Consider the following 22,176-nt stretch of genomic DNA (forward strand, 5'->3'; position numbering starts at 1 on the left):
GCCTGGCCGGTAGTGGATCGCTGCTTCTGCCCTGAGACGTGCGGCGGCCACGAGGCCGCCGGAGCGACGCGCTCACGCCAGCAGGGCAGAAGCGGCGGTGGTGCCTTCAGTCGTCGCCCAGCCCCGCGGCCTCGAAGGCGGACAAGGTCGGGGGGATCGTCGCGGTGGGGCCGGCGATGCCGACCAGGGGGTCGAGGGTCTTCAGGCCGTCGCCGGTGTTGTAGATGACGGTCTCGGCGTCGGGGTCGAGCAGGCCCTCGCGCAGCTGGCGGCGCAGGTTCGCGACGGTCACGCCGCCGGCGGTCTCGCCGAAGATGCCCTCGGTGCGGGCGAGCAGGCGCATGCCCTCGATGATCTCGTCGTCGGTGACGTCGGTGATCGCGCCGCCGGTGCGGCGGGCGACGTCGAGCGCGTAGGGGCCGTCGGCCGGGTTGCCGATCGAGAGCGACTTGGCGATCGTCGACGGGCGGACGGGGGAGACCGTGTCGACGCCGCGCTCGAAGGCCGCCGCGACCGGGTTGCAGCCGGCGGCCTGGGCGCCGAAGACCTTGTACGGCGTCGGCTCGACCAGGCCGAGCTTGCCCAGTTCGCGGAACGCCTTGTCGACCTTGGTCAGCAGCGAGCCGGACGCGATCGGGATGACCACCTGCGCGGGCAGCCGCCAGCCGAGCTGCTCGGCGACCTCGTAGCCGAGCGTCTTCGAGCCCTCGGCGTAGAACGGGCGGACGTTGACGTTGACGAACGCCCACTCGTACTCGTCGGCCAGTTGGCTGCACAGCTTGTTCACGTCGTCGTAGTTGCCCTTGATCGCGACAAGGGTGCCGCCGTAGACGGCGGTCGAGACGGTCTTGCCGTCCTCCAGGTCGTGCGGGACCAGGACGATCGACCGCAGGCCCGTGTGGGCGGCGTGCGCGGCGACCGAATGCGCGAGGTTGCCGGTGGACGCACAGGCGACGGTGGTGAAGCCCAGGTCACGGGCGGCGGACAGCGCGACGGAGACGACCCTGTCCTTGAACGAGTGCGTCGGGTTCGCGCTGTCATCCTTGACCCAGAGGGTCTTCATGCCCAGCTCGGCGGCCAGCCGCGGCGCCGGACGCAGCGGGGTGAAGCCGGCGCCGAGGGATACCCGACGGGCCGGGTCGTGGCCGGCGGGCAGCAGGCCGACGTAGCGCCACAGGTTCTGCGGACCGGCCTCGATGGACGCGCGGGTCACCCGGCGCAGCCGGTCCTCGTCGTAGGCGATCTCCAGCGGCGCGAAACACTCGAAGCAGACGTGTTGCGGGCCGAGCGGGTAGGTCGCGCCACAGTGGCGACAGGAAAGCGAGACCGCGGGGTTCGCGTCATCGGTCGTGGAGCCCGACTGGGCGGCGCGCTCGGGCGCAAGAGTCATCGCTGATCTCCTCATCTTTCCCGGGGCCGGCGGTGGCACCTCGGGTCGGAATTGGCACCTGCCGCGGGGAGCCTGCCGTGGACCACCCCCAACAAGACTGGGCCGCGCCCATCAGGTGATCGGCTGACCGGCTCGGTCAGAACCACCTTGGTCGCGCGAAGCGCGACACCGGCGGTCCGGGGGTCGCCCCCCGGGCAGGCATCGCGGCTGTGGCGAAGCTGATCCCCGAAGGGATCAGCGAGCAGGCTCATCCGCTCGGTTGCCGGGGCTTCACTGGGCCGTTCCCTCTGCCCCTCTGGATGAGCCATGTTCAGTTGTGTGTCCGTACTGTAGACCGCCGCCACCCCCCGCGCATCGTCCTTTTGGGCGCACAGGGTGTGATGCGGCTTGCGTCCCACTGCACGTCCGGGCGGCGGCCGGGGTGGCTCAGGACCCGATGATGGAGTCCCCCGGGACCCGACTTCGGAAAGACTCGGGGTTGCCGGACGTTGCAGGGACCAGGCCGGACACCGCGCGGCGGATGAGCTGATCGCGCGGCAACCGGCTGCCAGGAGGAGCCACGCGCGTGAGCATCCGTGCCGTCTACACCGATCTCGACGGAACCATGGTCGGCCCGAAAGGCTCGTTCTTCGTCGCCGAGGACGGATCCCACACCCTCGAGGCGGCGCAGGCGCTCGTCGACCTGCATGCCGCCGGCCTGACGCTCGTGCTGGTCAGCGGCCGGACCAGACCGCAGCTCGTCGAGGCGGCGGCGATCTTCGGGGCCGACGGCTTCATCGGCGAGCTCGGCGCGATCGTCGGCTGGGACCACGGCCGCAGCAGCGAGATCCTGCGCGGCGCGATGCCGGAGAGCTACACCCAGGTGCCCGAGGAGCTGCTGCACGAGCTGATCGCGGCCAACCCCGGCCGGCTCGAACTGCACACCCCGTGGCACACGGGCCGCGAGCTGGACGTGATGCTGCGTGGCAAGGTCGACGTGGCGACCGCCGACGCCTGGCTGCGCGACGCCGGCTTCGACTGGCTCTCGATGCGTGACAACGGGCTGATCGCTCCGCACCTCATGCCGGGCCTGGGCGTGAACCCGCACGTCTACCACCTGGTGCCCGAAGGGGTGGGCAAGGGCGAGGCCGTCGCCTGGGACCTCAGGCGGCGCGGCATCGACCCGGCGGACGCGATCGCGATCGGCGACTCGGCGAGCGACCTGACGATGGCCCGTTTCGTCGGCCGGATGCACCTGGTCGCCAACGCCCTGCGGCACCCGGACATCCCCACCCTGCTCACCTCCTACGACAACGTCGTGGTCGAGAAGGAGGCGGTCACCCTCGGCTGGGCCAGCGCCATCCGCGCTGCCGTGGCCGGTCGGGCTCCGCTGGCGGCCACGTCCTGACGGGCCGCCGGGGCCGTGGTCTGGATGTTGCCCGCGGCGGTGCACCGGCAACTTTCGGTCGGCGACCGCGGCCGGATTTTTGCGCGGCCGATCGGCGCCGACCTGGTCATGTGACGCGGTCAACAGGTCTACTCTGCCGTGTGTGCCAAACCTGACCCGAGCCGTGCTGGCGGGGCCCGATCCGGCGGCCGCCGGCACCGCACGGGTGCTGGTCGCCTCGAACCGAGGCCCGGTCGCGTTCTCCCTTTCCGATTCCGGCGCGCTGCTGGCCCGGCGGGGCAGCGGCGGCCTGGTGAGCGGGATGCAGGAGGTGATCCGGGACGCGGCGGCGGCCGCGGCCGGGCAGGGCGACGCCGCCGAGGGCGGTGAGACCGACCCCGAAGATCCGCCGTCCGGCATCGTCTGGGTGTGCGCGGCGCTGTCGGACGCGGACCGGCGGGCGGTGCGGGTGGCACCGGACGGCCGGCTCGATCGGGCCGGTTTCGACACCGGCGGCGCCGCGATCCGGATGCTCGACGTGGACCGGGTCGTCTTCGACCGGGCCTACAACGGGGTCGCCAACCGCACGCTGTGGTTCGTGCTGCACCTGCTGTTCGCCCCGGCCAGCGAGCCGAGCTTCGGGGCCGCGTTCTGGCGCGACTGGGAGGCCTACGAGGCCTACAACGCGATGTTCGCCGACGCGCTGGCCCTCGACGCGGCCCACGGCGCGGCCGTCCTGATCCAGGACTATCACCTGACGCTGGTCCCGGGCCTGCTGCGCAAGCTGCGCCCCGACCTGCGGATCTCGCACTTCACCCACACCCCGTGGGCGCCGCCGGACTACTTCCGGATCCTGCCGGACCGGGTGTCCCGGGCCGTGATCGGCGGCATGCTCGGGGCCGACCGGCTCGGCTTCCTCACCGCCCGCTGGGCGACCGCGTTCCGGGACTGCGCCCGCGTCCTGCTCGGCGACGAGGTCGAGATCGACGGTGTCGAGACCTGCGTGCTGGACGGCGGTCTCGATCTCGCGCCCGCCCCGGGGCCGATGGCCCCGCCGGCAGCGCTGATCGGCGGGCCGGCGCTCGGCCAGGTCTTTGACGAGCGGCCTCCGCCCGTTGTCGACCCGGGCCAGCCCGGTCACCGGGTCCGGATCGGCGTCCACCCGCTCGGGGTCGACGCCCCGGCGCTGCGGGCGCGGGCCGCGGCGAAGGACGTGGCGGCGCGCGCCGCCGAGCTGCGCGAGGAGGTCGGCGACCGGCGTCTGATCGTCCGCGTCGACCGCACCGAGCTGTCGAAGAACATCGTTCGTGGCCTGGACGCCTACCGGGAGCTGTTGCGCAACCATCCGGACTGGTGCGGCCGGGTCATGCACCTGGTCTGCGCCTACCCGTCCCGGCACGACCTGCCCGAGTACCGGGAGTACACCGCCGCGGTGCAGCGGATCGCCACCGAGATCGAGGACGAGTTCGCCACCGACGGCTGGCTGCCGCTGCGCCTGGAGGTCACGGACGACTACCCGCGCTCGCTGGCCGCGCTGACGCTGGCCGACGTGCTGGTGGTCAACCCGATCCGCGACGGGATGAACCTGATCGCCAAGGAGGGCCCGACGGTCTCCGACCGGGACGTGGCCCTGATCCTGTCCCGGGAGGCCGGGGCCTACGCCGAGCTGGGCGCGGACGCGCTGGTCGTCAACCCGTACGACGTCACGGAGACCGCCGAGGCGATGGACGCGGCCCTGCGGATGCCGCCAGCCGAGCGCCGCCGGCGCGCCGACCGGATCGCCGCGCTGGCCGCCCGGCTGCCACCCGGCGACTGGTTTCGCGAGCAGCTCGCCGCGCTGCCCGCCCCTCCGGCCGAGGTCGTGCTGCGCGGCTGACGATCCCGCCCGGCGGGCGACCGGTCCGTCCTTGGTCGCCCGCCGGGGGATGCCCGTCGGAGGCTGGCCCCGTAGCTGTCGGCCCGGTCAGCCGATGCGGGCGGCGAGAACCTGGAGCAGGGCGACGATGCCGGCCGGGCCGTCGACGACCAGGTCCGCGCGCTCCCGTAGGGCCGTGGGAACCTCGGGGCCGTCGCTGCAGACCGTGAGGCCGGCGATGCCGGTGGACCGCAGGGCCTCGACGGCGTCGAAGGCGGGCAGGTCGCCGAGGTCGTCGCCGGCCATCAGCACCGACCGGGCGGAGCGCTCGTCGACCAGCTCGCGCAGGGCCCGGCCCTTGTCGTGGTCCGGCGGGCGCAGCTCCAGGACCTTCTTGCCGGGCGCCGCCTCCAGGCCGTGCTCCTCGGCGAGGCGGCGCAGCGCGGGAGCCAGCGCGCCGAGCGCCGCGTCGGGGTCGGCGGCGCGCCGGACGTGGATCACCAGGGCCTGGCCCTTGTCCTCGACCGTGACGCCGGGCGGGGCGTCGCGCAGCACCTCGGGCAGCCGGGCCCGCACCGCGGCGACACCGGGCAGCGGCTCCGGGCTGACCGTGTCGCCGGTCGCGCCCTCCCAGCGTTGCAGCCCGTACTGGCCGAGGATGGTCAGGTTCGCCAACCCGTCCTCGCCCGCGCCGGCGGTCGGGAGACCGGTCAGCTCCAGCAGCGCGTCCACCGGCCGGCCGGTGATGATCGCGAGTGTCCCGACCCGGCTGGCGAGCGCGCGCAGCGCGTCGACCGCGCCCGGAGCGGGCGCGGCGTCCATCGGCCTGGGCATGATCGGCGCGAGCGTCCCGTCGTAGTCCAACGCGACGAGGGCGTGCCCGGGCGCCGTGATCAGCGCCGCGAGGGCGGCGCCGCCCGGCAGGCCGAACCCCGGCGTGGGGGCTGAATCGGGCGGTTCGGTGGGCGCGCCGACGGTCGGCGCGGAGGCGGGTGGGATTCGCGGGGCGGGGGCAGGGCTGGTCGTCACGACGCGGCCTCGGCGGCCAACAGGCAGGCGTCCATAGGTCCAGTGTGCCGGTGGCTCCGGATCCGACGCCCACCGGACCGCGCCGCGACGCCCTCCGCTGACGGTGCGTCGCGGCCGACCCACACCCCACCCCGAGCGGGCGCATCCCGGGCCCCGCGCCGAGCCACCTGGCGAGGCCCGCGTCGAGTCATGCGCCGCGATTATCCGCGTCGCGCGATCCTGATCGCCGCTCTGGCCGGGAGGCGGTCGTGATCAGGGCATTCTCGCGACCATTTCAGGGCTCAAATGGCGATCACTGGCGCGAGGATGGTGATCCGCCCGGCTGGGCGGCCAAGACCCACCGGAGGGACGCTACGGGGCCGGAGTGGGGAAGTCGCGGGTGACGACGAGGATCAGCTTGCCCGGTTCGTAGAGCTTGATGTCGGTGCCGGCGATCGGCTCGATCTTGACGATGCCGGAGACCCGCTGCTGGAGGTTCTGGGCCGCGGCCTTGAGGTCGTCCTCGTAGAAGACGGTGGTGACCGGCACGTTGTAGGTGCTGATGTAGCCCCCGACCCGGTCGACCGTGAAGCCCGCGTCCTTGACCGGGCCGCTGGCGGCGTCGGCGAGACCCTCGATCTTGGAGTCGTTGAGGATCACGACCGGGGCCACGGCGCCCGAGCCGGCCGGCGGCTGGGTGGTCGGGCGTGGCGAGGACGCGCTGGGCCGGGCCGACGACGTCGCGCTGGTCGGGTGGGCGCTCGCCGTGGCCCGGGGCGTCGCGGACGTGACCGGAGCGGCGGTCGAGGCGCGGCTCGCGGTGGGTGGCTGTGCCCCCGACTTCGGGTTGTGCAGCAGGTTGACCAGCAGAATGCCGACGCCCACGGCAAGCACGGCGATCAGCGCGGCGCCCAAGGCCCGCAGCCGGCTGTTGCCGGTCGGGCGGCGCGGCGGCGGCGCGGCGGCGGAGCGGGCCGCGGTGGTGGTGGAGCCGGGCCCGCTCATGTCGGGTCCGTCGGGTAGGGCTCGACGACGTCGGCACCGGACGGAGCGCGGCCCGAGCCCGCGGTGACGCTCGCCGCCGGGGACCAGCCCTGGCGGCGCGCGGCCCGCAGCCGCGAGAGCCGACCGACCAACACGGGTTCGGCGGCCAGCGCGGCCGGGGACTCGATCAGCGCGTTCAGCAACTGGTAGTAGCGCGCCGGGGAGAGGCCGAACTCCGTGCGGATGGCCTCGTCCTTGGCCGCCGGGTAGCGCCAGGTCCGCCGCTCGAACCGCAGCACCCGGGCATCTCGGTCCGACAGCCCTCCAGCGCCAGCCGGCGGGGACGCTTCAGCAGGCTGGGCCGCCTGGGGGGCCGTCGACTCCTGCTGCTGCGCGTCGTCCACGGCGTCACCCCCTCGGCTGGCCCGACGGCGACCGGCACCGACGGGCGGGGGGCCAGCCGACCGATATCCGCGAACCACAGCTATGTGCTTTGACGTCCACTATTTCACCCCACGGGTCCGACACTCCAGACCGCCCCCACCCGTGGGCCCTGGGCCGGAAGCGTCCAGCCAGCCGGGATTCGGCCGTCGGGGCACGCGCGGCCGGGCGGAGCTCGCGCCCAGGCCCGGGCCAAAAAGCGCGCAGGGGCCACCGGGCCGGCCGCGTCGGCAGCGGCCGGCTCGTGACGGCTCACCGAATGGCGTTGCCGCACCACTCCGGCTTGCCGGCCGGGTCTTTGACAATGTCGTAGCCGTTGCCCGCGTCGTTGACCCGGACGAACGTGTAGCACAGGCTCAGCCGGCCCCAGTTCTTGAAGTCGACCGCGCCGGGCAGCAGGCCGTCAGCGGTGTAGCCGGTCAGGTTCCGCATCGTCGAGATGAAGTCGGCGCGGGTCGGGCAGGCCGGCGCCCGTTCGAGGCCCGTGATGAACATGTCGGTGAGGATGTACTCGATGAGCGCGAGCTCCTGGTCCGGCGGCTGGAGCTCGGGCGCGTAGTCGCTCATCGCCTTGAAAAACGCCTGGTCCGCCGGAGTGTTCGCCTCGAACGGCAGATAGTTCAACCAGGTATAAAGGCCGGCGAGCTGGCGGCCGTCCTGGGCGAGAACGCTGTGGTCGTACCCGCTGGCCGACAGATAGATCCTGATGTTCGCGCCGGCTGTCTTCGCGCCCATCATGATGTGGCTGAAGTCCTGGGCGGACAGCGAACCGACGGCCGTGTCCACGCCGGCCGCCATCAGCTGGCGGCCGAGCGCGATCGGGTCGGTGTGTACCGCGTTGTAGATGAACGTCTGGGTGGAGATCTCGACGCCGACGGCCCGCAGGCTGTCCACGATCTCCCCGTCGAGCTGGTTGGAGGCCGCCGAGACGTCGGTGCCGATGACCGCGACCTTCGTGCCGCCCTGGGCCTTCACGAACTGGCCGAACGTGTCCACGGAGCCGGCGTCGGCGCCGGCGTAGACGTAGGCGTGGGCGAACATGTTCGGGTACCGGTGGTCGGCCCAGATGCTCTCGGCCGGCAGGCCGACCACGGGCACGTCGCGTTGGCGCAGGAAGTCGGCGCCGCCGGAGGCCGCGACGGTTCCCTCCACGATGCCGAAGACCTGGCCGACGTCGACGAGCTGGCGGGCGGCCTGCAGGTTCGTGCCGTTGTCGCCCTGATCATCACCGGTCGCGGTGATGATCTTACGGCCGTGCACCCCGCCGGCGGCGTTCTGCTGCTCGACTCTGGCGATGAATCCGGACCGCGTGGCGAGCAGCGCCTGAGCGAACGGCCCGGTGTCCGGATATAAGTAGCCGATCTTGACGGTGTTCGAGGTAAATCCAGGCGAGTCGCAGGCGCTGCCGCTGCCTCCGGGTTTTGTCGTCGCGCCGCAGGCCGTCGCGGCGGTCGCCAGGGCGGCGGCCGCGGCGACCAAAACCATGCGACGCGACCGGGCAGCAGCGGCGGAAACTCGCGACGGGCGCAGTGCGGGCACTGTTCACCTCCTGGTCGGATTTGCGCGACAATAACCCGTTGTGTTATGAATCGCCAGATGTCCGACTGGTTGCAGTGCGGCGATTTTGGTGCGCCGGTATTGATGAATGGACTCGATTAAACGGTCGGGCGGCATCGGCGCTGGCCGGCGCTCGGGCCTGGACCGGCCTCGCCGCCGCTCACGACGTGATCCACAGTGGGTCTGGGCGTCGCGTTACCGTGACGTGGTGGCCCGTCAGTTCACCCGCACGACCGAGGACTTCTCCTGCCTCGTCTGCGGTACGGCGGTGCGCGGCGACGGGTACACGAACCACTGCCCGCGCTGCCTGTGGTCACGGCATGTCGACGTCGCGCCGGGTGACCGGGCGGCCGGCTGCGGCGGGCTGATGCGCCCGGTCGCGATCGAGGCCCGCGCGCACGACGTGGTTCTCACCCACGTCTGCGAGAGCTGTGGGCACCGGCGGCGCAACCGCACCGCGCCGGCCGATGACGAGGCGGCTCTGCTGCGGGTCGCCGCCGAGGCGGCCGACGCCGCCGTCGCGGGCGGCATCGCGCAGGCGAACGCCGCCGGCGCCAGAACGCGGCGCCGGCGGCGTTGACCGTCGGTATCGCTGGGTGAGCCGGTTTCCCGGCCGGTCAGCCGGTGGCCGTCACGGGTACAGGCCGCGGGTCCGGTGTGCCTCGGCGACCCGGCCCACCCCGATGACGTGCGCCGCCGCCCGCAGCGTCAGCCCGCGTTCGGCGGCGAGCCTGGATACCTGCGCGTAGGCGCGTTCCATCAACTCGGCCAGCCGCTCGTTCACCTGATCCTCGGTCCAGAAGTAGGCCTGCAGGTCCTGGACCCATTCGAAGTAGGAGACCGCGACGCCGCCGCCGTTGGCGAGGATGTCGGGAACGACGACCACGCCCTTCTCGGCGAGGATCGGGTCCGCCTCGGCCGCCACCGGGCCGTTGGCACCCTCGACGATCATCCTGGCCCGGACCCGGCCGGCGTTCTCGGCCGTGATCACGCCCTCGAGCGCGGCCGGGACCAGCACGTCGACGTCCAGCTCCAGCAGCTCGGAATTACTCAGGGTGTCGGTCCCGGGAAAGCCGACGACGGTGTCGGCGCCCCGGGCCAGGTGGCGGATCAGCGCGGTGGGGTTCAGGCCCCGGGGGTTGTAGACGCCGCCCTTCACGTCCGACACGGCGACCACCCGGCAGCCTGCGTCGTGCAGGTACTGCGCGGCGAGCGCCCCCACCTTGCCGAAGCCCTGGATGGCGACGGAGACGTCGGCCGGGTCGAGGCCGCGCTCGCGCAGCGCGGCGAACATCGCCAGCTGGACGCCCCGGCTCGTCGCGCCGGCCCGGCCGGCCGAGCCGCCGACCGACAGCGGCTTTCCGGTGACCACCCCGTGGCTGGTGTGGCCGGTGTGCGCCGAGTAGGTGTCCATGATCCAGGCCATGGTCTGCTCGTCGGTGCCCACGTCCGGCGCCGGGATGTCCTTCTCCGGGCCGATGAGCGGGACCAGCTCCGCGGCGTAGCGCCTGGTCATCCGCTCGCGCTCCTGGTCGGAGAGCATCTTCGGCTCCACGGCGATGCCGCCCTTTGCGCCGCCGTACGGGATGCCCATCAGCGCGCACTTCCAGGTCATCCACATCGCGAGCGCCTTGACCTCGTCGAGGTCGGTGGACGGATGGAAGCGGATGCCGCCCTTGGCTGGCCCGCGCGCCAGGTTGTGCTGCACGCGGTACCCGGTCAGTACCAGCAGCTGTCCGTCGTCGCGCCGCAGCGGGACGCTCACGGTCACCGACCGCCGCGGCATCCGCAGCAGGTCGTGCATTCCCTCGTCGAGACCGAGGTGACGAGCCGCGTCCGCCAGCTGGACGCACGCGGTGTCCCAGGGTGATGACCCGAGGCTCACTGGCCCTCCTATGTGGCCCACGGGCCACGGGTCCGCGGGCCCGCCGCGAGGGCCACCCGGCGGTGCTGGCGCCTGTCGGAGCAGGGCCACGTGGGGCCGGGCGGTCCACCCGCCGGGCGACGTCCCGTCCCCGCGAGCGCATCGCCGTTGATGCACTAGGTCACGCACGGTACCCGCAGTGACCGGTCCCCTCCACGCGGCCCGACGTGGTCGGCCGGTACGGTCCGCGTTATGCGGTCCGAATCGCCTCGCCGAGACAACGCGCGGACCGTAAGGGACTTGGCCCTGCGTCTTCGAACGACAACGAGGATGGCCGCCGCGCCCGTCATTGGGCCGGATCCCGGGTCCGGCGCGGCGCATCAGCGCGGGCCGGCCGGTGACGACGGCGGGTCCACGGCGGACCACGCACAGGCCACGGGCGCTCGGCCGGCCCACCTCGCCGAAGGCCGTTCCGGGGCCGACGGGCGGCCGGGCACCGGCCGGCTCGGCCGGGCCGTGACGCGCTGGCGGGCGCCCTGGTCGGCCACCCGGCTCTGGGGATTCTGGGCGGTCACCCGGCTGCTGCTGCTCGCGCTGGTGTGGGCCGGCCATCCGCTCGGCGCCCAGCAGGGCGTGCTCGGCGACGTCCGGCTCTATGACGGCTGGGGAACGGCGTTCATCCACGGCCACGGCCTGCCGGTCGGCGACCAGAAATGGCAGTACCCGCCGGGGGCGGTGCTGGTGTTCGCGGTCCCGGCGCTGGCGCACGCGCTCGTCCTGCTGCCGTACCGGGTCGGATTTCCGCTTCTCATGCTGGCCGTCGACGCCGGTGTCACCACGGCCCTGGCGCGGGTGCGCGGACCCGACGTGGGTGGCCTGCCCGCCGGGTCGCCGGGCTCCCGGCTGCCCACGGCGACCCCCGCTCCAGCCCTCCCGGGACCGGGGGCGCGGGTGTGGCTGGTGGGCACCACGCTGCTAGGGCCGGTCACGCTGGCCCGCTTCGACCTGGTTCCGGCGGCCTGCGCCGTGGCCGGCCTGCTCCTGCTCGTCCCCGCCAGGCGCGGCGGGGCCGGGATCTCAGGCCCGCGCTATGGCCGAGCGGGCTTCGCAGCGGCCGTGGGAGCGCTGGTCAAGGCCTGGCCGGCGTTCCTGCTGATCGCGCTCGGCCGGGCCGCGCTCGTCCCCCAGGTCTCGGCCGAGGCGCCGGCCGGGCCGGCGATCTGGCGACGGCTGTGGAGCCGGCCACTGGTCCGGGCCGGCGCGGGAGCCGTCGGCGCGGCGCTGCTGGTCGGGCTGCTGCTGGTGGGGGCCGGCGCCGGCGGGGACCTGTTCGGCTTCCTGGGCGCGCAGCGGGCCAGAGGCCTGCAGTTGGAGGCCGTACCGGCGACGGTGTTCGTCGTCATCCGGATGTTCGGCGTGGGCGAGACCGCGCACTACGAGTACGGGTCGCTGCAGTTCGGTGACCCGGCCGCGCGCACCGTCGCGACCGCCTGCTCGCTGGTGGAGATCGCGGTCGTCGCCGTCGTGGCGGTGCGCTGGTGGCTTGCCCGCCCGGCGCCGGTCCCAGGCCGCGCGCCGGCCCGAGGCCCGGCGGCGACCGTGGGGGACCGGCTGCTGGCCCTGCTGCTGGTCCTGCTGGTCACCTCACGGGTGCTCAGCCCGCAGTACCTGATCTGGGTGCTGGCGGTGGCCGCGGCCGTCGCCGCCCTCGGCGCCACCGAGCCGCCCGACGGTGATCTCGGCGCCGACCCGGCCCAGGCGCACCGGCGGGCCGCCCTGGCCCTGCTGCTCGCGGTGGCCGCCATCAGCCAGCTGATCTACCCGTGGCGGTACAACGACATCATCGAGGGCCGGCCGGTCACCAGCCTGGTGCTGGTCGCGCGCAACGTGCTGCTGCTGGCGGCGTGCTGGCGGGCGGTCCTGGTCATCGCGTGGCGGCCTGCCGGTCGTCGTCCTCGGGGCCGGGCGCGGACCGACGCGGCTGCCCCGAGCGATCCGTCGAGCTGACGGTCCGGGTGGCGATGGTCGCCGCGGTGATCAGCAGGGCGGCGCCGGCGACGGCGGTGACCACCAGCGGGAGCACCCCCTCCGGCCCGTCCGGAGCCAGCAGCCGCCAGGTCTGCGCCAGCGGGGACAGCGTCGCCCCGCACAGCCAGATCGAACCGGCGACGGTCACCCCGACGACGGTGCGGCAGCGTCGGCGCGGGATCAGCGCGGCGGCCGGCGAGCCGGCGGCCAGGTGCTGGAGATGCCAGCCCGCGGCGAGAACTCCCAGCATCGGCAGCGTCGGCGCTAGGTACCACGGGTAGAGCACGGGGCTGCCGAGCGCCACCGCGAGGCCGCCGATCCCGAGCACCAGAAGCCCGTCGTAGCCGGCGTTCCCGGCTGGCACCGCGGTGTCCCCGTCCCCGCGCCCGGCGGCGGCGGTCGGCGCCGTGCGGGCCGGCCGCCGCCAGGCCAGCCACAGCAGGCGGGCGCAGACCAGCCCGGCGACGGCGAGGGCCGCGGCGCGGGCGCCCGTCAGCAGGACCGACCCGCTCCCGGTCGACGCGTGCACCCCGCCGAGGCGGGCGAGCGCCGCGATGAGGCTCGCCAGCACCGACGCCGGCGCGACACCCGTGGTCAGCGCGCCGGAGGTGCTCAACGCGTGCAGCCAGGTCAGGCCGAAGCCGCTGCCGAGCATGCTCAGCCCGAGCACGGCCAGCGCCACGGTGAGGTCGACGACGATGGTGCGCGCCATCGCCCCCCGGCCGGCGGCGGCCCTGGCGTCCCTGGCCTGGGCCACGAGCAGCCAGACCAGCCCAAGGAAGGCCGTCGCCTTGACGGTGCCGGCGAAGCAGGCCAGCGCGACCGCCCCGAGCCCGGCGAGGCAGACAGCGCCCCCGAAAGCGCCCGAACCGGTCGCGGGGACGGCACCGGGGGTGTCCGCTGGCCGCGCCGCGGACCGGCGCCGATCCAGCAGCAGAGCCCCGGCCAGCGCGGCGGTGACCAGGGCGTCGAGGTGCATGCCGCCAATCAGGTGGATCACGGTGACCGGGTTGGCCCCGACGAGCGCGACCGCGACGGCGACCGCCCGGCCGGGCGACCTGTCCTCGCTCGCCTCCCCGCGGGACGACGGGTCGCCGGCCGCGCCGGGCAGGTCGGCCACGAGGCGGTACGTGCAGACGACCAGGGCCGCTACGGCGAGGACCGCGAGGATGCGCAGCGTGACCAGCGCGACGGTCGGGCCGGCGCCGAACAGCTGGGCGACCGTCGCCGCGAGGCGTTCGACGGCGACCGCGCCGCCGCCGTACGGGGTGTGGGTGTCGCGCCAGCGTGGGTCGACGGCAGCCATGAACGCGGCCCCGCGCGAGTCACCGGCCAGGGCCGCGACGCCGTGGGTGGCGGGGTCGATGCCGCGCCTGGCCAGCTCGCCCTGGGCGGCGTACGCGTAGGCGTCCCGGCTGAAAAGCGGCGGGCCGAACGCGAACGGGGCGGCCCAGGCGACGGTCGCGGCCAGGGCCTCCCTGGGCCGGAGCCGGTCGGTCAGCGCCAGCCGGACCAGCACCAGCCAGCACACGCACAGCCCGATCACGGACAGCGCGCTGATCCCGGCGAGCGTGCCCCGTGTGATGCTGGTGGGTGGGACTGGTGGAAGAATGCCCCACCAGGATGTCGGATCGGTTGCGCGCGGATCACGGGGGCCGAGCCGGCCTTCGGCGGTGACGGCGGCGACGGCGGCGATCAGGCCCGCCACGACCAGCCACACCGTCGCTGAACCTGCCCGTTGGGTCGACCGCGAGACGCCCGGCAGACCGCTGGCCGCACGGGCTTCGCCCATGACCAACCGGCCGGCGCCCCTGCGTGGGCGACGAGTCGGAGATGTCTGGGAGGTATCACCGGGTGGCAGGACCTCTGGCCGTGCCCGGATCGCCGACTGGCCCGCGACCGGGGGCTGTGCCAGGGTCGGCAGTGCCACGGCCGGGTGATCCGCCGCCTGGGCCGCGGGCACCCGGGGCTCCGGCGGATCCGGCGGAGGTAGCGGCCACGGAGGTGGTCCCGGTGCCGAGCCGTCCCGCTCTGGGCGATGAGCCGGGTCGGTCACTCCCGTCGTCCTCCTCGTTCGTCGGCACGGCGCCGTCGGCCGCGACCGGTCCCTCGACCATCGAGCTGCCCCGGACGGCCGGCGCGCCCACGGACGAGGCCGTGGCCGACCCGCCGATCCAGGGGATCGTCCCCGGCCCACCGACCGGAACCGGTCACGCCCCCCAGGACCCTACGCGGGTGGGCGAAACCGTCGGGCCAACCGATGATCGGGCCCTGCCTGCCGGCCGCGCCGGGCGTGCCGGCGGTGGCTGGCGACTCGTGCGGCTGGTCGCGGTCCAGGTTGGCCAGCTCGTCCGGGCGCGGCCCTGGCTGCTGACCGCCGCGCTGTGCGCGCTCTCCCTGGGCCTCGGGCTCACCGGCCCCGACACGCCGGCCCAGGAGTACCGCGTCTGGCTCTTCGAGCACGGTGGCGCCCGGCTGTGGGACGACCAGTGGTACGGCGGGCACACCATCCCGGGCTACAGCGTCCTGTTCCCGCCGCTCGGGGCGCTGTTCGGCGCCCAGCTCCTGGCCGCGCTGTCCTGCGTGGCCTCGACGGTGCTGGTGGCGCGGCTGCTGCGCGGGCCGCGCGCCCGGCGTGGCCACGACCTTCCGGTGCTCTGGTTCGGCGTCGTCACGGTCGCCGACCTCATCGTCGGCCGCGGGCCGTTCGCGCTCGGACTGGCGTTCGGCGCGCTGGCCGTGGTCGGGGTGCGCGAACGCCGCTGGTGGGTCGCGCTGATCGGCGCGGTCTGCTCGTCGCTCGCCTCGCCGCTGGCCGGCGCGTTCGTGCTGCTCGTCGGCGTCGCCCTCATCGGCAGCCTGTCGTGGCGGCGCATCTGGCCGCTGGTCGGCGCGATCTGCGGGATCCTGGTCTCGCTGATCTTCCCTGAGGAAGGCACGCAGCCCTTTCCAGCGCTGACCTACCTGTCGTTGCTGACCCTGATCGTCGCGGGATTGCTGGTGGTGCCGCGCCGGGAGCGGGCGGTGCGCCGCGGGCTGCTGCTCTGGGCCATGGCGGCCACGGTGTTCTTCCTGCTGCCGACGACGGTCGGCGGGAACATCACGCGGCCGGCGACGCTGCTCGCCGGGCCGATGGCCGCCGTGCTGCTCTCCAAACGGCCGAAGATCCTGCTGATCGTGGCGGTGCCGCTGATCGGCTGGTCGATCGGGCCGGTCCAGGGCGCGCTTGCCACCCAAGGTGATCCTTCCGCGGCTTCCAGCTACTACAGCGGGATGTTGGACTACCTGGACCGGGGCGGCCCGGTGCCGGTCGGCCGGGTGGAGGTGCCGTTCACCCAGGCGCACTGGGAGGCCCGCTACGTCGCGCCGAAGGTACCGATGGCCCGAGGCTGGCTGCGTCAGCTGGACAGCAAGTACAACTCGCTGTTCTACGACGGGACGCTGACCGCGAAGACCTACCACGACTGGCTGCTGGCGCGCGGAGTCACGTACGTGGCGCTGCCGGACGTCCCGCTGGACCCGTCAGCCCAGGCGGAGGCGGTGCTGTTGCGGTCCGGCCTGCCGTACCTGCAGCTCGGCTGGTCCAACGCGCACTGGAAGATCTGGATCGTGACCGACGCGTCCGGCCTCGTGCAGGGGCCGGCGCAGCTGACCGAGCTGGGCGTGAGCTCGATGGCGGTCAACTTCGACAGACCGGGCCTGGCCACTGTCCTGGTGCACTACACGTCGTTCTGGTCGATCACCGAGGGCAATGCCTGCGTCTTCAAGGCAGCCGGCAACTGGACCGGGATCCTCGCGAGCGAGGCCGGCCCGGTGCGCCTGGGAACCCATCTGTCGGTCGACGGCCTCACTCACGCCAGCGAGCTGGACTGTCCCACCGACCAACGGGTCCACTGATCTCTCGCGGCGCGGCCCGCGGGCCCGCCTGACGGGCCATCCACGCGGTCGGGGAGTGGCCGCGACGGCGTAAACCGGGTTGGGAACCCGGGGTTGCGCCTAGGAGGGCGGGATTCGGGTGGAAGATAGCCTTTCAGGCCCGTCCCGCGGCCGTCTCGCGGGATGATCTGGCCAGACGGGAGGTCTGTCTCGTGGCTGGGCGGAGGTGTCGGGGGTCCGGGGTGTCGCCGATCTACCGTGTCGCCGATCTACCGTGTCGGCGTTCCGACAATTCGCCATTCGGCCCGGGGCTGATGTCGTTGTTTGGACGGACATCGAGATATGGATGGCCGGGGCTGTTCGGACTGGCGGGGGCAGGTGCCGGCGGCCGGACAGGTCGGTGATCTGGCAGCATGGCCGGCACGATCAGTGCCGGCTACGCACGGTTTCCACGTAGCAAGGTTCCCAAGTCGGTCTGATCGCGTCGCGGCGGTGGGGTACGGAGGCCATGAAAAGCTCACTGCTACCGATCATGCTGATCGTCGTCCTGGTTGTGGGCGCCACGGTCTTCGTCGTGCTGTCCAGTCGCTCCGGTCGGACGACGTACGGCCCCGGCGCGCAGCCGCCTCCCACCCAGGACGGGTCACGCGCCCGCCGCCGTGGGCGCAACGACGGGAGCCGGCGGGACATCGGCCGACCGATCCGACGCGGCGGCGGGAGCACGTTCGGCCCGCCGGACGTCGAGTACTCCGATCCGGGCGACCTCGTGCCCGGACTTGGCCAGCGACCGGCCGCCGCGCCTGCCCCCGACGTCGACGCCCGCCGCGTCGACCCTGCCCTCGGCCAAGCCTGGAGAGATGACGTGACGACGCAGGTTCCGACGGACGGCGGCTGGCCGGCCGACGACCGTGACCCGGACGCCACCGGCTGGGCTCCGCCGCCCAGCGGTGCGCCGCACCCCCGGGCGGCCGAGACCGGCCCGACGCCGGTCGGCGGCCAGGACGCGGCGCCGACGATCGAGGACGACGCCTGGAACCTGCCCGCGGGCCGCGACAGCCACCAGCAGCCCGCCGCCCCCGCCAGCTGGCTGGAGGCCGCGCCACCGCCCGCCGAACCGCCGCCGGCGCCCGCGGCGCCCCTGGCTCCCGCCGTGGCACCGAGCGCCGCGGCGGACGCGACGATGGTCACCGCGACGGCCGGCCCCTACGTCGCCGACGAGCCCGAGCACTTCTCCTCGTCACCGCTGCGGCTGGCCGCTGCCGGCCGGACCCGGCGGGGAAAGCGCGGCGGCCCGAACGAGGACGCCTTCGTGGTGGTGGACGGCCTGCTCGCGGTCGCCGACGGAGTAGGTGGCGAGGCCGCCGGGCAGATCGCGTCCACACTGGCCGTGACCACCGTCGCCGGCTTCCGGCCGCAGTACGCCGACGACCCGAGCGAGGGCCTGCGCGCCGCGGTCGTGCGCGCGAACAAGATGGTCCGGGAGCGGCCCAAGGCGGAGCCGAGCTGGCGGGGCATGGCCTGCACGCTCGACGTCGTCGTGCTCGGCCGGCAGGAGCAGACCGGCCGGACCATCACCGTCGCCCATGTCGGCGACAGCACGGTCTGGCTGCAGGCGGGCAAGGGCGAGCCGCGCCAGCTGACCACCCCGCACGCGATCACCGGAGGCCCGTTGCTGAACGCGATCGGCCTGGCCGACGAGGTCGAGATGGACCTCTTCCAGGTCGCGGTCCAGGCCGGCGACCGGGTGGTGCTCTCCAGCGACGGCATGACCAAGGTCATGAAGCCCGAGCAGCTCTACGGCCTGCTGCACCAGCTGGCGAACGATCCCCCGGAGCGCGCCGCCGACGCGCTCGTCGAGGCGGCCCTGCTCGCCGGTGCCCGCGACGACACCACGGTCGTCGTGGCCGACCTCGTCCCGGAGCCCGCCCCGCGCTAGCGCGGGGCGGGCCGCGCGGCCGGGGATCATCGACCTCGGCCGCCCATCCGGCGGCGGATTCCGGCTCGCGGAAGCCGCGCGGCGGAGGCGCTCATGGGTGCCGTCCGGAGGCGTAGTCGCCCCGGAGCTGCGGCGATCGGCTGCTAGGGTCATCTCGGGAATGCCAGGTACCGCCGCCGTACGCCGTAGATGCCCCCCGCTGGGCGCGTCCGCGGGGGTGTGGCGACGAAGTTGGCGCGGGGGATTCACGACGGGGGCGTAGGCAGCGCCATGACTGCACGTGCGGGAACAGGCCTGGCGCGACGGGGGCCGGCGGCGACCTGCCGCCGCGGGCTTGCGGGGGAGACGCCGTGAGCACGGTAAGTGTCGTCGTCTGTAGTCATCTGGTGGCGCGGTTCACGCTGTTGGTGGCGGCGCTGGAGTCGTTGCGCGCACAGACCCGGGCGCCCGACCAGGTCGTCGTGGTCGTCGACGGCGATGACGAGCTGTTGAAGAAGCTGCACGACCGTGGTGGCGACGAGCTGGTTCTGTCGACCGGCGGCCGGACGGGCCTGTCCAATGCCCGCAATACCGGTCTGCGGGCCGTGACGACGGACTTCGTCGCGTTCCTGGACGATGACGCGACCGCGGAGCCTGCCTGGCTTGAGGCGCTGATGGCGGCCGTGTCGAGTTCCGCGAATGTGCTCGGGGTCGGCGGCCGAACGCTGCCCGCGTGGGAGAGTAAACAGCCGGCCTGGTTTCCGGACGAGCTGTTGTGGACGGTCGGGTGCAGTCATCTGGGGCTGCCGGCGTCGTGCCAGCCGGTCCGAAACGTGTTCGGCGGGTGTGCCCTGTTCCGGCGGCCGCTTTTCGACGAGGTCGGTGGCTTCGACGACCGGCTGGGCCGCAAGGCGAAGGGCGCCGCGGGGTGCGAGGAGACCGAGTTCTGTATCCGGGCGCAGCGCCTGCACGCTGGTGGCACCTTCCTGTACGAGCCAGCCGCCGTCATCCATCACCGGGTGCCGCTCGGGCGCAGCTCGCCCCGCTACGTGCTGCGCCGCTGCTGGGAGGAAGGGCGGTCGAAGGCGCTCCTCAGGGTGATCACTCGTGGGGTGGGGCAGCCGGAGCGCGCGGCGCGCCGGAAGTCGTCGTTGGGTCCCGAACGGGACTTTCTGCTGCGGGTTCTGCCCTCCGGCGTGTTCGGCGGGCTTCGGGCGGCGGTGCGCGGCCAGCCCGCCGCGGCCGGCCGGGCCCTGCTGCTGCTCGTGGGTTCCGCGACGACCGTGGTCAGCTTCGTGGGGGCGGCGCTCCTGTCCACCCGTCGTGGCGGAGCGACCGTGCCGGAGCCGGCTGGGCTGGCCCAGCCGTGATCGGCCCAGCCGTGACTGGTCAGCTGTGACCACGCGGTCCGACCGTGGTCACCTTCCGGTCCTGATGTACCACAGTGTCGGGCAGGGGGCGAGCAGCGCGTTTCGCCGCTGGCAGGTCGACCCGGGGCTGTTCGCCGAGCAGCTGGGCGCGCTGGTGGACGCGGGCTACCGGCTGGTCGGGCTGTCCGCGGCGTTGGACGAACCGGACGAGCGCACGGTCGCCGTCACGTTCGATGACGGGTTCGTCGACTTCCTCGGCGCGACGGAGCTGCTGGTCGCCGCCGGCTGCGGCGCCACGTTGTATGTGCCGACCGCGCATGTCGCGCGGCGTGCCCGGTGGATGGCGGGCTATCGCGAGGCCGAGCTGCGGATCATGGACTGGTCGGAACTCTCCGAGGTCGCGGCGGCCGGGATCGAGGTGGGGTCGCACGGGCACGCACACGCGGAGCTGGACCTCATGCCCGCGCATCTCATGCGCGCGGACATCCTGTTGAGCCGCCGCATGCTGGCCGACCGGCTGGGCCGCCCGGTGCGTAGTTTCTGCTACCCGTTCGGCTACCACACCCGGACCGTCCGCTCGGCGGTCGCTTCGGCGGGCTTCGCGTCAGCCTGCGAGGTCGGCTACGGCCTGCATCCCCGAGCGGGCGACGCGTTCGCGGTGCGCCGGCTCATCGTCACCGGCGACACCCGGCCCGCCGACATGCGCCGACTCGTCACCGAAGGCCAGGACAGCCCGGTGATGCAGCTACGCCGCCGGACCCGGACCCCGTGGCGGATCTACCGCGCCGCCCACCACATCGCCACCCGGAGCCATGCCGAGGCCGAACCGGGCGACTGACGACGGCCGAGGCGGCGCCCCTGACCTCAGGCCGAGCCGGCCTCGCCTGGGCGCGGGCGGGTCAGCATGAAATCGTCGAACGGCGGCTCGTCGGGGGCGAGCGAGTCGTGGACCGTGACGCGGATCGTCGTGGTGCCGCCGGGCTCCCCCGGGTCGACGCGCAGGGCGGCGAACGCGTACGGGTGCTCGGTCGAGCGGGCCGCGAGCCACGGCGCGGCCTCGAGCCGGTAGACCGTGCGCCGCCGGCCCGCGCCGTGGCGCTTCTCCGCCTCGACGACCACCCGGCCGGCGGGCGGGTCGAACAGCGCCTCGGAGCTGGGCGTCGACGAGCCACCCGTCCCGATCGTGACGTGCACCGCGCCGGTGGTCGCGTCGATCCGCTCCAGCTCGGCGCCCGCCGGCCTCGCGGTGAGCGACCCGACGACGGGCCGAGCGGTCGCCCGCGGAGCGGTGCTCAGCACGGCGGGCTCGGTCGTCAGCGCCGGCAGCGGGGTCAGTTCGGTGGAGTCGGGCACGACACCCCGAACCGGGTGGGTGCGCTCGTAGTGGTGCTCGTGGCCGCAGAGCACCAGGTCAACCTGGTAACGGTCGAAAAGCGGCAGCCACGCCGCGCGCAGGCCCAGATCACCGCCGTTGTGGTAGGCGGCGGTGGACATCGCGACCTGGTGAACGCCGACGATCACCCAGTCGATCGCGCCGTCGGCGCGGGCCTCGCGCAGGGTGCGCTCCAGCCAGGCGGTCTGCCGGCCCTCGCTGAAGCCGTACAGGTACACCTCGCCGTGGTCCTGGTAGCAGACGTCCTCGCCGAAGAGCATGACGAACCGGGCCCGGCCGACCGTGAAGGCGTACCAGAGACCCTCGTAGTCGGGCCCGGCGCCGTTGGGCGGCGAGGCGAAGTACGCCTGGTACGGCGTCAGGCCGAAGCGGCCCATCCCGCGCTCGCTCTCGTGGTTGCCCGCGACCGGCATCCACGGGCGGTGGCGGGCCGACGGCGCGATCATCCGGAACCAGTCGGCCCAGGCCCGGGCCGGGTCCTGGCGCAGGCTCGCGTAGGTCAGGTCGCCGATGACGAGGTGGAACAACGGGTCGTACCGGTCGAGCGCGCCGACGACCGCGCGGGACGCGGCCGTGCCGTACGGGTCGTCTGGCTCGTCGGTGCCGTGGTCGCCGAAACAGGTGAAGGTGAAGGCCTCGCCAGGGTCGCCAGGCGCCGCGGCGGTGCGGAACTCGCCGGTGGCGGGTGCCTCGGACGGCGCCGGCTCGATCGTGTACCGGTAGCGCGTGCCGGGCCGCAGCCCGCCGAGCCGGGCGTGGTGGACGTGGTGGCGCCGGCGGGCCGCGTCCCGGAACGTGCTGGTCGTCGCGTCCGCCCGCTCGGCCGTGTCGTCGTCGGGAACCGGGTCCAGCGGGACGCTGTCCGGCCCGGCCGGCGCGAACCGTACCGCCGGCCGCTGCGGCCGCAGCCCCTGGCGCAGGGCCGAGAGGGCGCCCGCCGGAGCCGAGGCGGCACCCCTGGCGGCCGGCTCGCCGTCGGCCAGCCAGGAGACGACCATCGACGTGGCGGGATCGGGACCGAACGTCAGATGAACTCCGCTACCCACCGACGGTTGTCGTGCCATCGTCGTTTGCCCCCCGTTCGTGTCCGTGTGCTCGTGCGCCGACATGCGGAAGGGCGGCCACGAAT

The 22,176-nt window shown here is 73.8% G+C and carries 16 protein-coding genes and 1 riboswitch; of the genes, 8 read left to right on the plus strand and 8 right to left on the minus strand.

Annotated elements, in window-relative coordinates; all coding sequences use genetic code 11:
* Positions 1–106 precede the first annotated feature (106 nt).
* The gene (gene thrC, locus FRAEUI1C_RS00700) at positions 107–1,390 is read right to left on the minus strand and encodes a threonine synthase (RefSeq protein WP_013421348.1); all 1,284 of its coding nucleotides are present in this window, start codon (positions 1,388–1,390) and stop codon (positions 107–109) included.
* 244 nt (positions 1,391–1,634) lie between these two features.
* Positions 1,635–1,696: riboswitch (SAM riboswitch) on the minus strand.
* A gap of 259 nt (positions 1,697–1,955) precedes the next feature.
* On the opposite strand from thrC, the gene FRAEUI1C_RS00705 reads away from it, so the two are divergent.
* Together FRAEUI1C_RS00705 and FRAEUI1C_RS00710 are read left to right on the plus strand one after the other, a co-directional pair.
* On the plus strand, positions 1,956–2,777 hold the full coding sequence (locus FRAEUI1C_RS00705; RefSeq protein WP_013421349.1) for an HAD hydrolase family protein: 822 nt from the start codon (positions 1,956–1,958) through the stop codon (positions 2,775–2,777).
* Positions 2,778–2,919: 142 nt separating this feature from the next.
* Positions 2,920–4,632: an alpha,alpha-trehalose-phosphate synthase (UDP-forming) gene (locus FRAEUI1C_RS00710; protein ID WP_438270010.1), complete on the plus strand. Its 1,713-nt coding sequence runs from the start codon at positions 2,920–2,922 to the stop codon at positions 4,630–4,632.
* Positions 4,633–4,719: 87 nt separating this feature from the next.
* Here FRAEUI1C_RS00710 and otsB read toward each other — a convergent pair whose 3' ends face one another.
* The 4 genes from otsB to FRAEUI1C_RS00730 form a co-directional block, all read right to left on the minus strand.
* Positions 4,720–5,640: a trehalose-phosphatase gene (otsB, locus tag FRAEUI1C_RS00715; protein WP_013421351.1), complete on the minus strand. Its 921-nt coding sequence runs from the start codon at positions 5,638–5,640 to the stop codon at positions 4,720–4,722.
* A 351-nt stretch (positions 5,641–5,991) separates the two neighbouring features.
* On the minus strand, positions 5,992–6,624 hold the full coding sequence (locus FRAEUI1C_RS00720; protein WP_013421352.1) for a LytR C-terminal domain-containing protein: 633 nt from the start codon (positions 6,622–6,624) through the stop codon (positions 5,992–5,994).
* A complete protein-coding gene (locus FRAEUI1C_RS40650) occupies positions 6,621–7,007 on the minus strand; it encodes a DUF3263 domain-containing protein (RefSeq protein ID WP_013421353.1) in 387 nt (128 codons plus the stop codon). Before FRAEUI1C_RS40650 ends, FRAEUI1C_RS00720 begins: the two co-directional genes overlap by 4 nt.
* 289 nt (positions 7,008–7,296) lie before the next feature.
* Positions 7,297–8,529, minus strand: coding sequence for an ABC transporter substrate-binding protein (locus tag FRAEUI1C_RS00730; RefSeq protein WP_157734764.1), 1,233 nt, complete (start codon positions 8,527–8,529; stop codon positions 7,297–7,299).
* Between the two features lie 280 nt (positions 8,530–8,809).
* Here FRAEUI1C_RS00730 and FRAEUI1C_RS00735 point away from each other — a divergent pair, with 280 nt between their 5' ends.
* Complete coding sequence (locus tag FRAEUI1C_RS00735) at positions 8,810–9,181, plus strand: RNHCP domain-containing protein (protein ID WP_041258641.1); 372 nt, start codon at positions 8,810–8,812, stop codon at positions 9,179–9,181.
* A 51-nt stretch (positions 9,182–9,232) separates the two neighbouring features.
* On the opposite strand, the gene FRAEUI1C_RS00740 is transcribed toward FRAEUI1C_RS00735, so the two are convergent.
* Positions 9,233–10,486, minus strand: coding sequence for a Glu/Leu/Phe/Val family dehydrogenase (locus FRAEUI1C_RS00740; RefSeq protein WP_013421356.1), 1,254 nt, complete (start codon positions 10,484–10,486; stop codon positions 9,233–9,235).
* Positions 10,487–10,795: 309 nt separating this feature from the next.
* On the opposite strand from FRAEUI1C_RS00740, the gene FRAEUI1C_RS00745 reads away from it, so the two are divergent.
* Positions 10,796–12,472, plus strand: coding sequence for a DUF2029 domain-containing protein (locus FRAEUI1C_RS00745; protein ID WP_013421357.1), 1,677 nt, complete (start codon positions 10,796–10,798; stop codon positions 12,470–12,472).
* On the opposite strand, the gene mptB is transcribed toward FRAEUI1C_RS00745, so the two are convergent.
* Complete coding sequence (mptB, locus tag FRAEUI1C_RS00750) at positions 12,390–14,213, minus strand: polyprenol phosphomannose-dependent alpha 1,6 mannosyltransferase MptB (RefSeq protein ID WP_013421358.1); 1,824 nt, start codon at positions 14,211–14,213, stop codon at positions 12,390–12,392. The genes FRAEUI1C_RS00745 and mptB overlap by 83 nt on opposite strands.
* Positions 14,214–14,809: 596 nt before the next feature.
* Here mptB and FRAEUI1C_RS00755 point away from each other — a divergent pair.
* From FRAEUI1C_RS00755 to FRAEUI1C_RS00770, 4 genes are all read left to right on the plus strand, one after another.
* Entirely contained in the window at positions 14,810–16,390 is a 1,581-nt protein-coding gene (locus FRAEUI1C_RS00755) for a hypothetical protein (RefSeq protein ID WP_232425588.1), read from the plus strand.
* A 487-nt stretch (positions 16,391–16,877) separates the two neighbouring features.
* Positions 16,878–18,305, plus strand: a complete 1,428-nt coding sequence (locus tag FRAEUI1C_RS00760) for a PP2C family protein-serine/threonine phosphatase (protein WP_013421360.1) — start codon at positions 16,878–16,880, stop codon at positions 18,303–18,305.
* 350 nt (positions 18,306–18,655) lie between these two features.
* Positions 18,656–19,654: a glycosyltransferase gene (locus FRAEUI1C_RS00765; protein ID WP_013421361.1), complete on the plus strand. Its 999-nt coding sequence runs from the start codon at positions 18,656–18,658 to the stop codon at positions 19,652–19,654.
* A 64-nt stretch (positions 19,655–19,718) separates the two neighbouring features.
* Positions 19,719–20,492 (plus strand): polysaccharide deacetylase family protein, encoded by a 774-nt coding sequence (locus tag FRAEUI1C_RS00770; RefSeq protein ID WP_013421362.1) that lies wholly within the window; start codon positions 19,719–19,721, stop codon positions 20,490–20,492.
* Between the two features lie 26 nt (positions 20,493–20,518).
* On the opposite strand, the gene FRAEUI1C_RS00775 is transcribed toward FRAEUI1C_RS00770, so the two are convergent.
* A complete protein-coding gene (locus FRAEUI1C_RS00775) occupies positions 20,519–22,093 on the minus strand; it encodes a purple acid phosphatase family protein (protein WP_232425249.1) in 1,575 nt (524 codons plus the stop codon).
* Positions 22,094–22,176 lie beyond the last annotated feature (83 nt).

The organism is Pseudofrankia inefficax, from assembly GCF_000166135.1.
Lineage (GTDB): Bacteria > Actinomycetota > Actinomycetes > Frankiales > Frankiaceae > Pseudofrankia > Pseudofrankia inefficax.

Coding starts and splice junctions, on each gene's coding strand:
- thrC (WP_013421348.1), bottom strand. CDS start 1,390: ATGACTCTTGCGCCCGAGCGCGCCGCCCAGTCGGGCTCCACGACCGAT.
- FRAEUI1C_RS00720 (WP_013421352.1), bottom strand. CDS start 6,624: ATGAGCGGGCCCGGCTCCACCACCACCGCGGCCCGCTCCGCCGCCGCG.
- FRAEUI1C_RS00730 (WP_157734764.1), bottom strand. CDS start 8,529: ATGGTTTTGGTCGCCGCGGCCGCCGCCCTGGCGACCGCCGCGACGGCC.
- FRAEUI1C_RS00745 (WP_013421357.1), top strand. CDS start 10,796: ATGGCCGCCGCGCCCGTCATTGGGCCGGATCCCGGGTCCGGCGCGGCG.
- FRAEUI1C_RS00760 (WP_013421360.1), top strand. CDS start 16,878: ATGAAAAGCTCACTGCTACCGATCATGCTGATCGTCGTCCTGGTTGTG.
- FRAEUI1C_RS00770 (WP_013421362.1), top strand. CDS start 19,719: ATGTACCACAGTGTCGGGCAGGGGGCGAGCAGCGCGTTTCGCCGCTGG.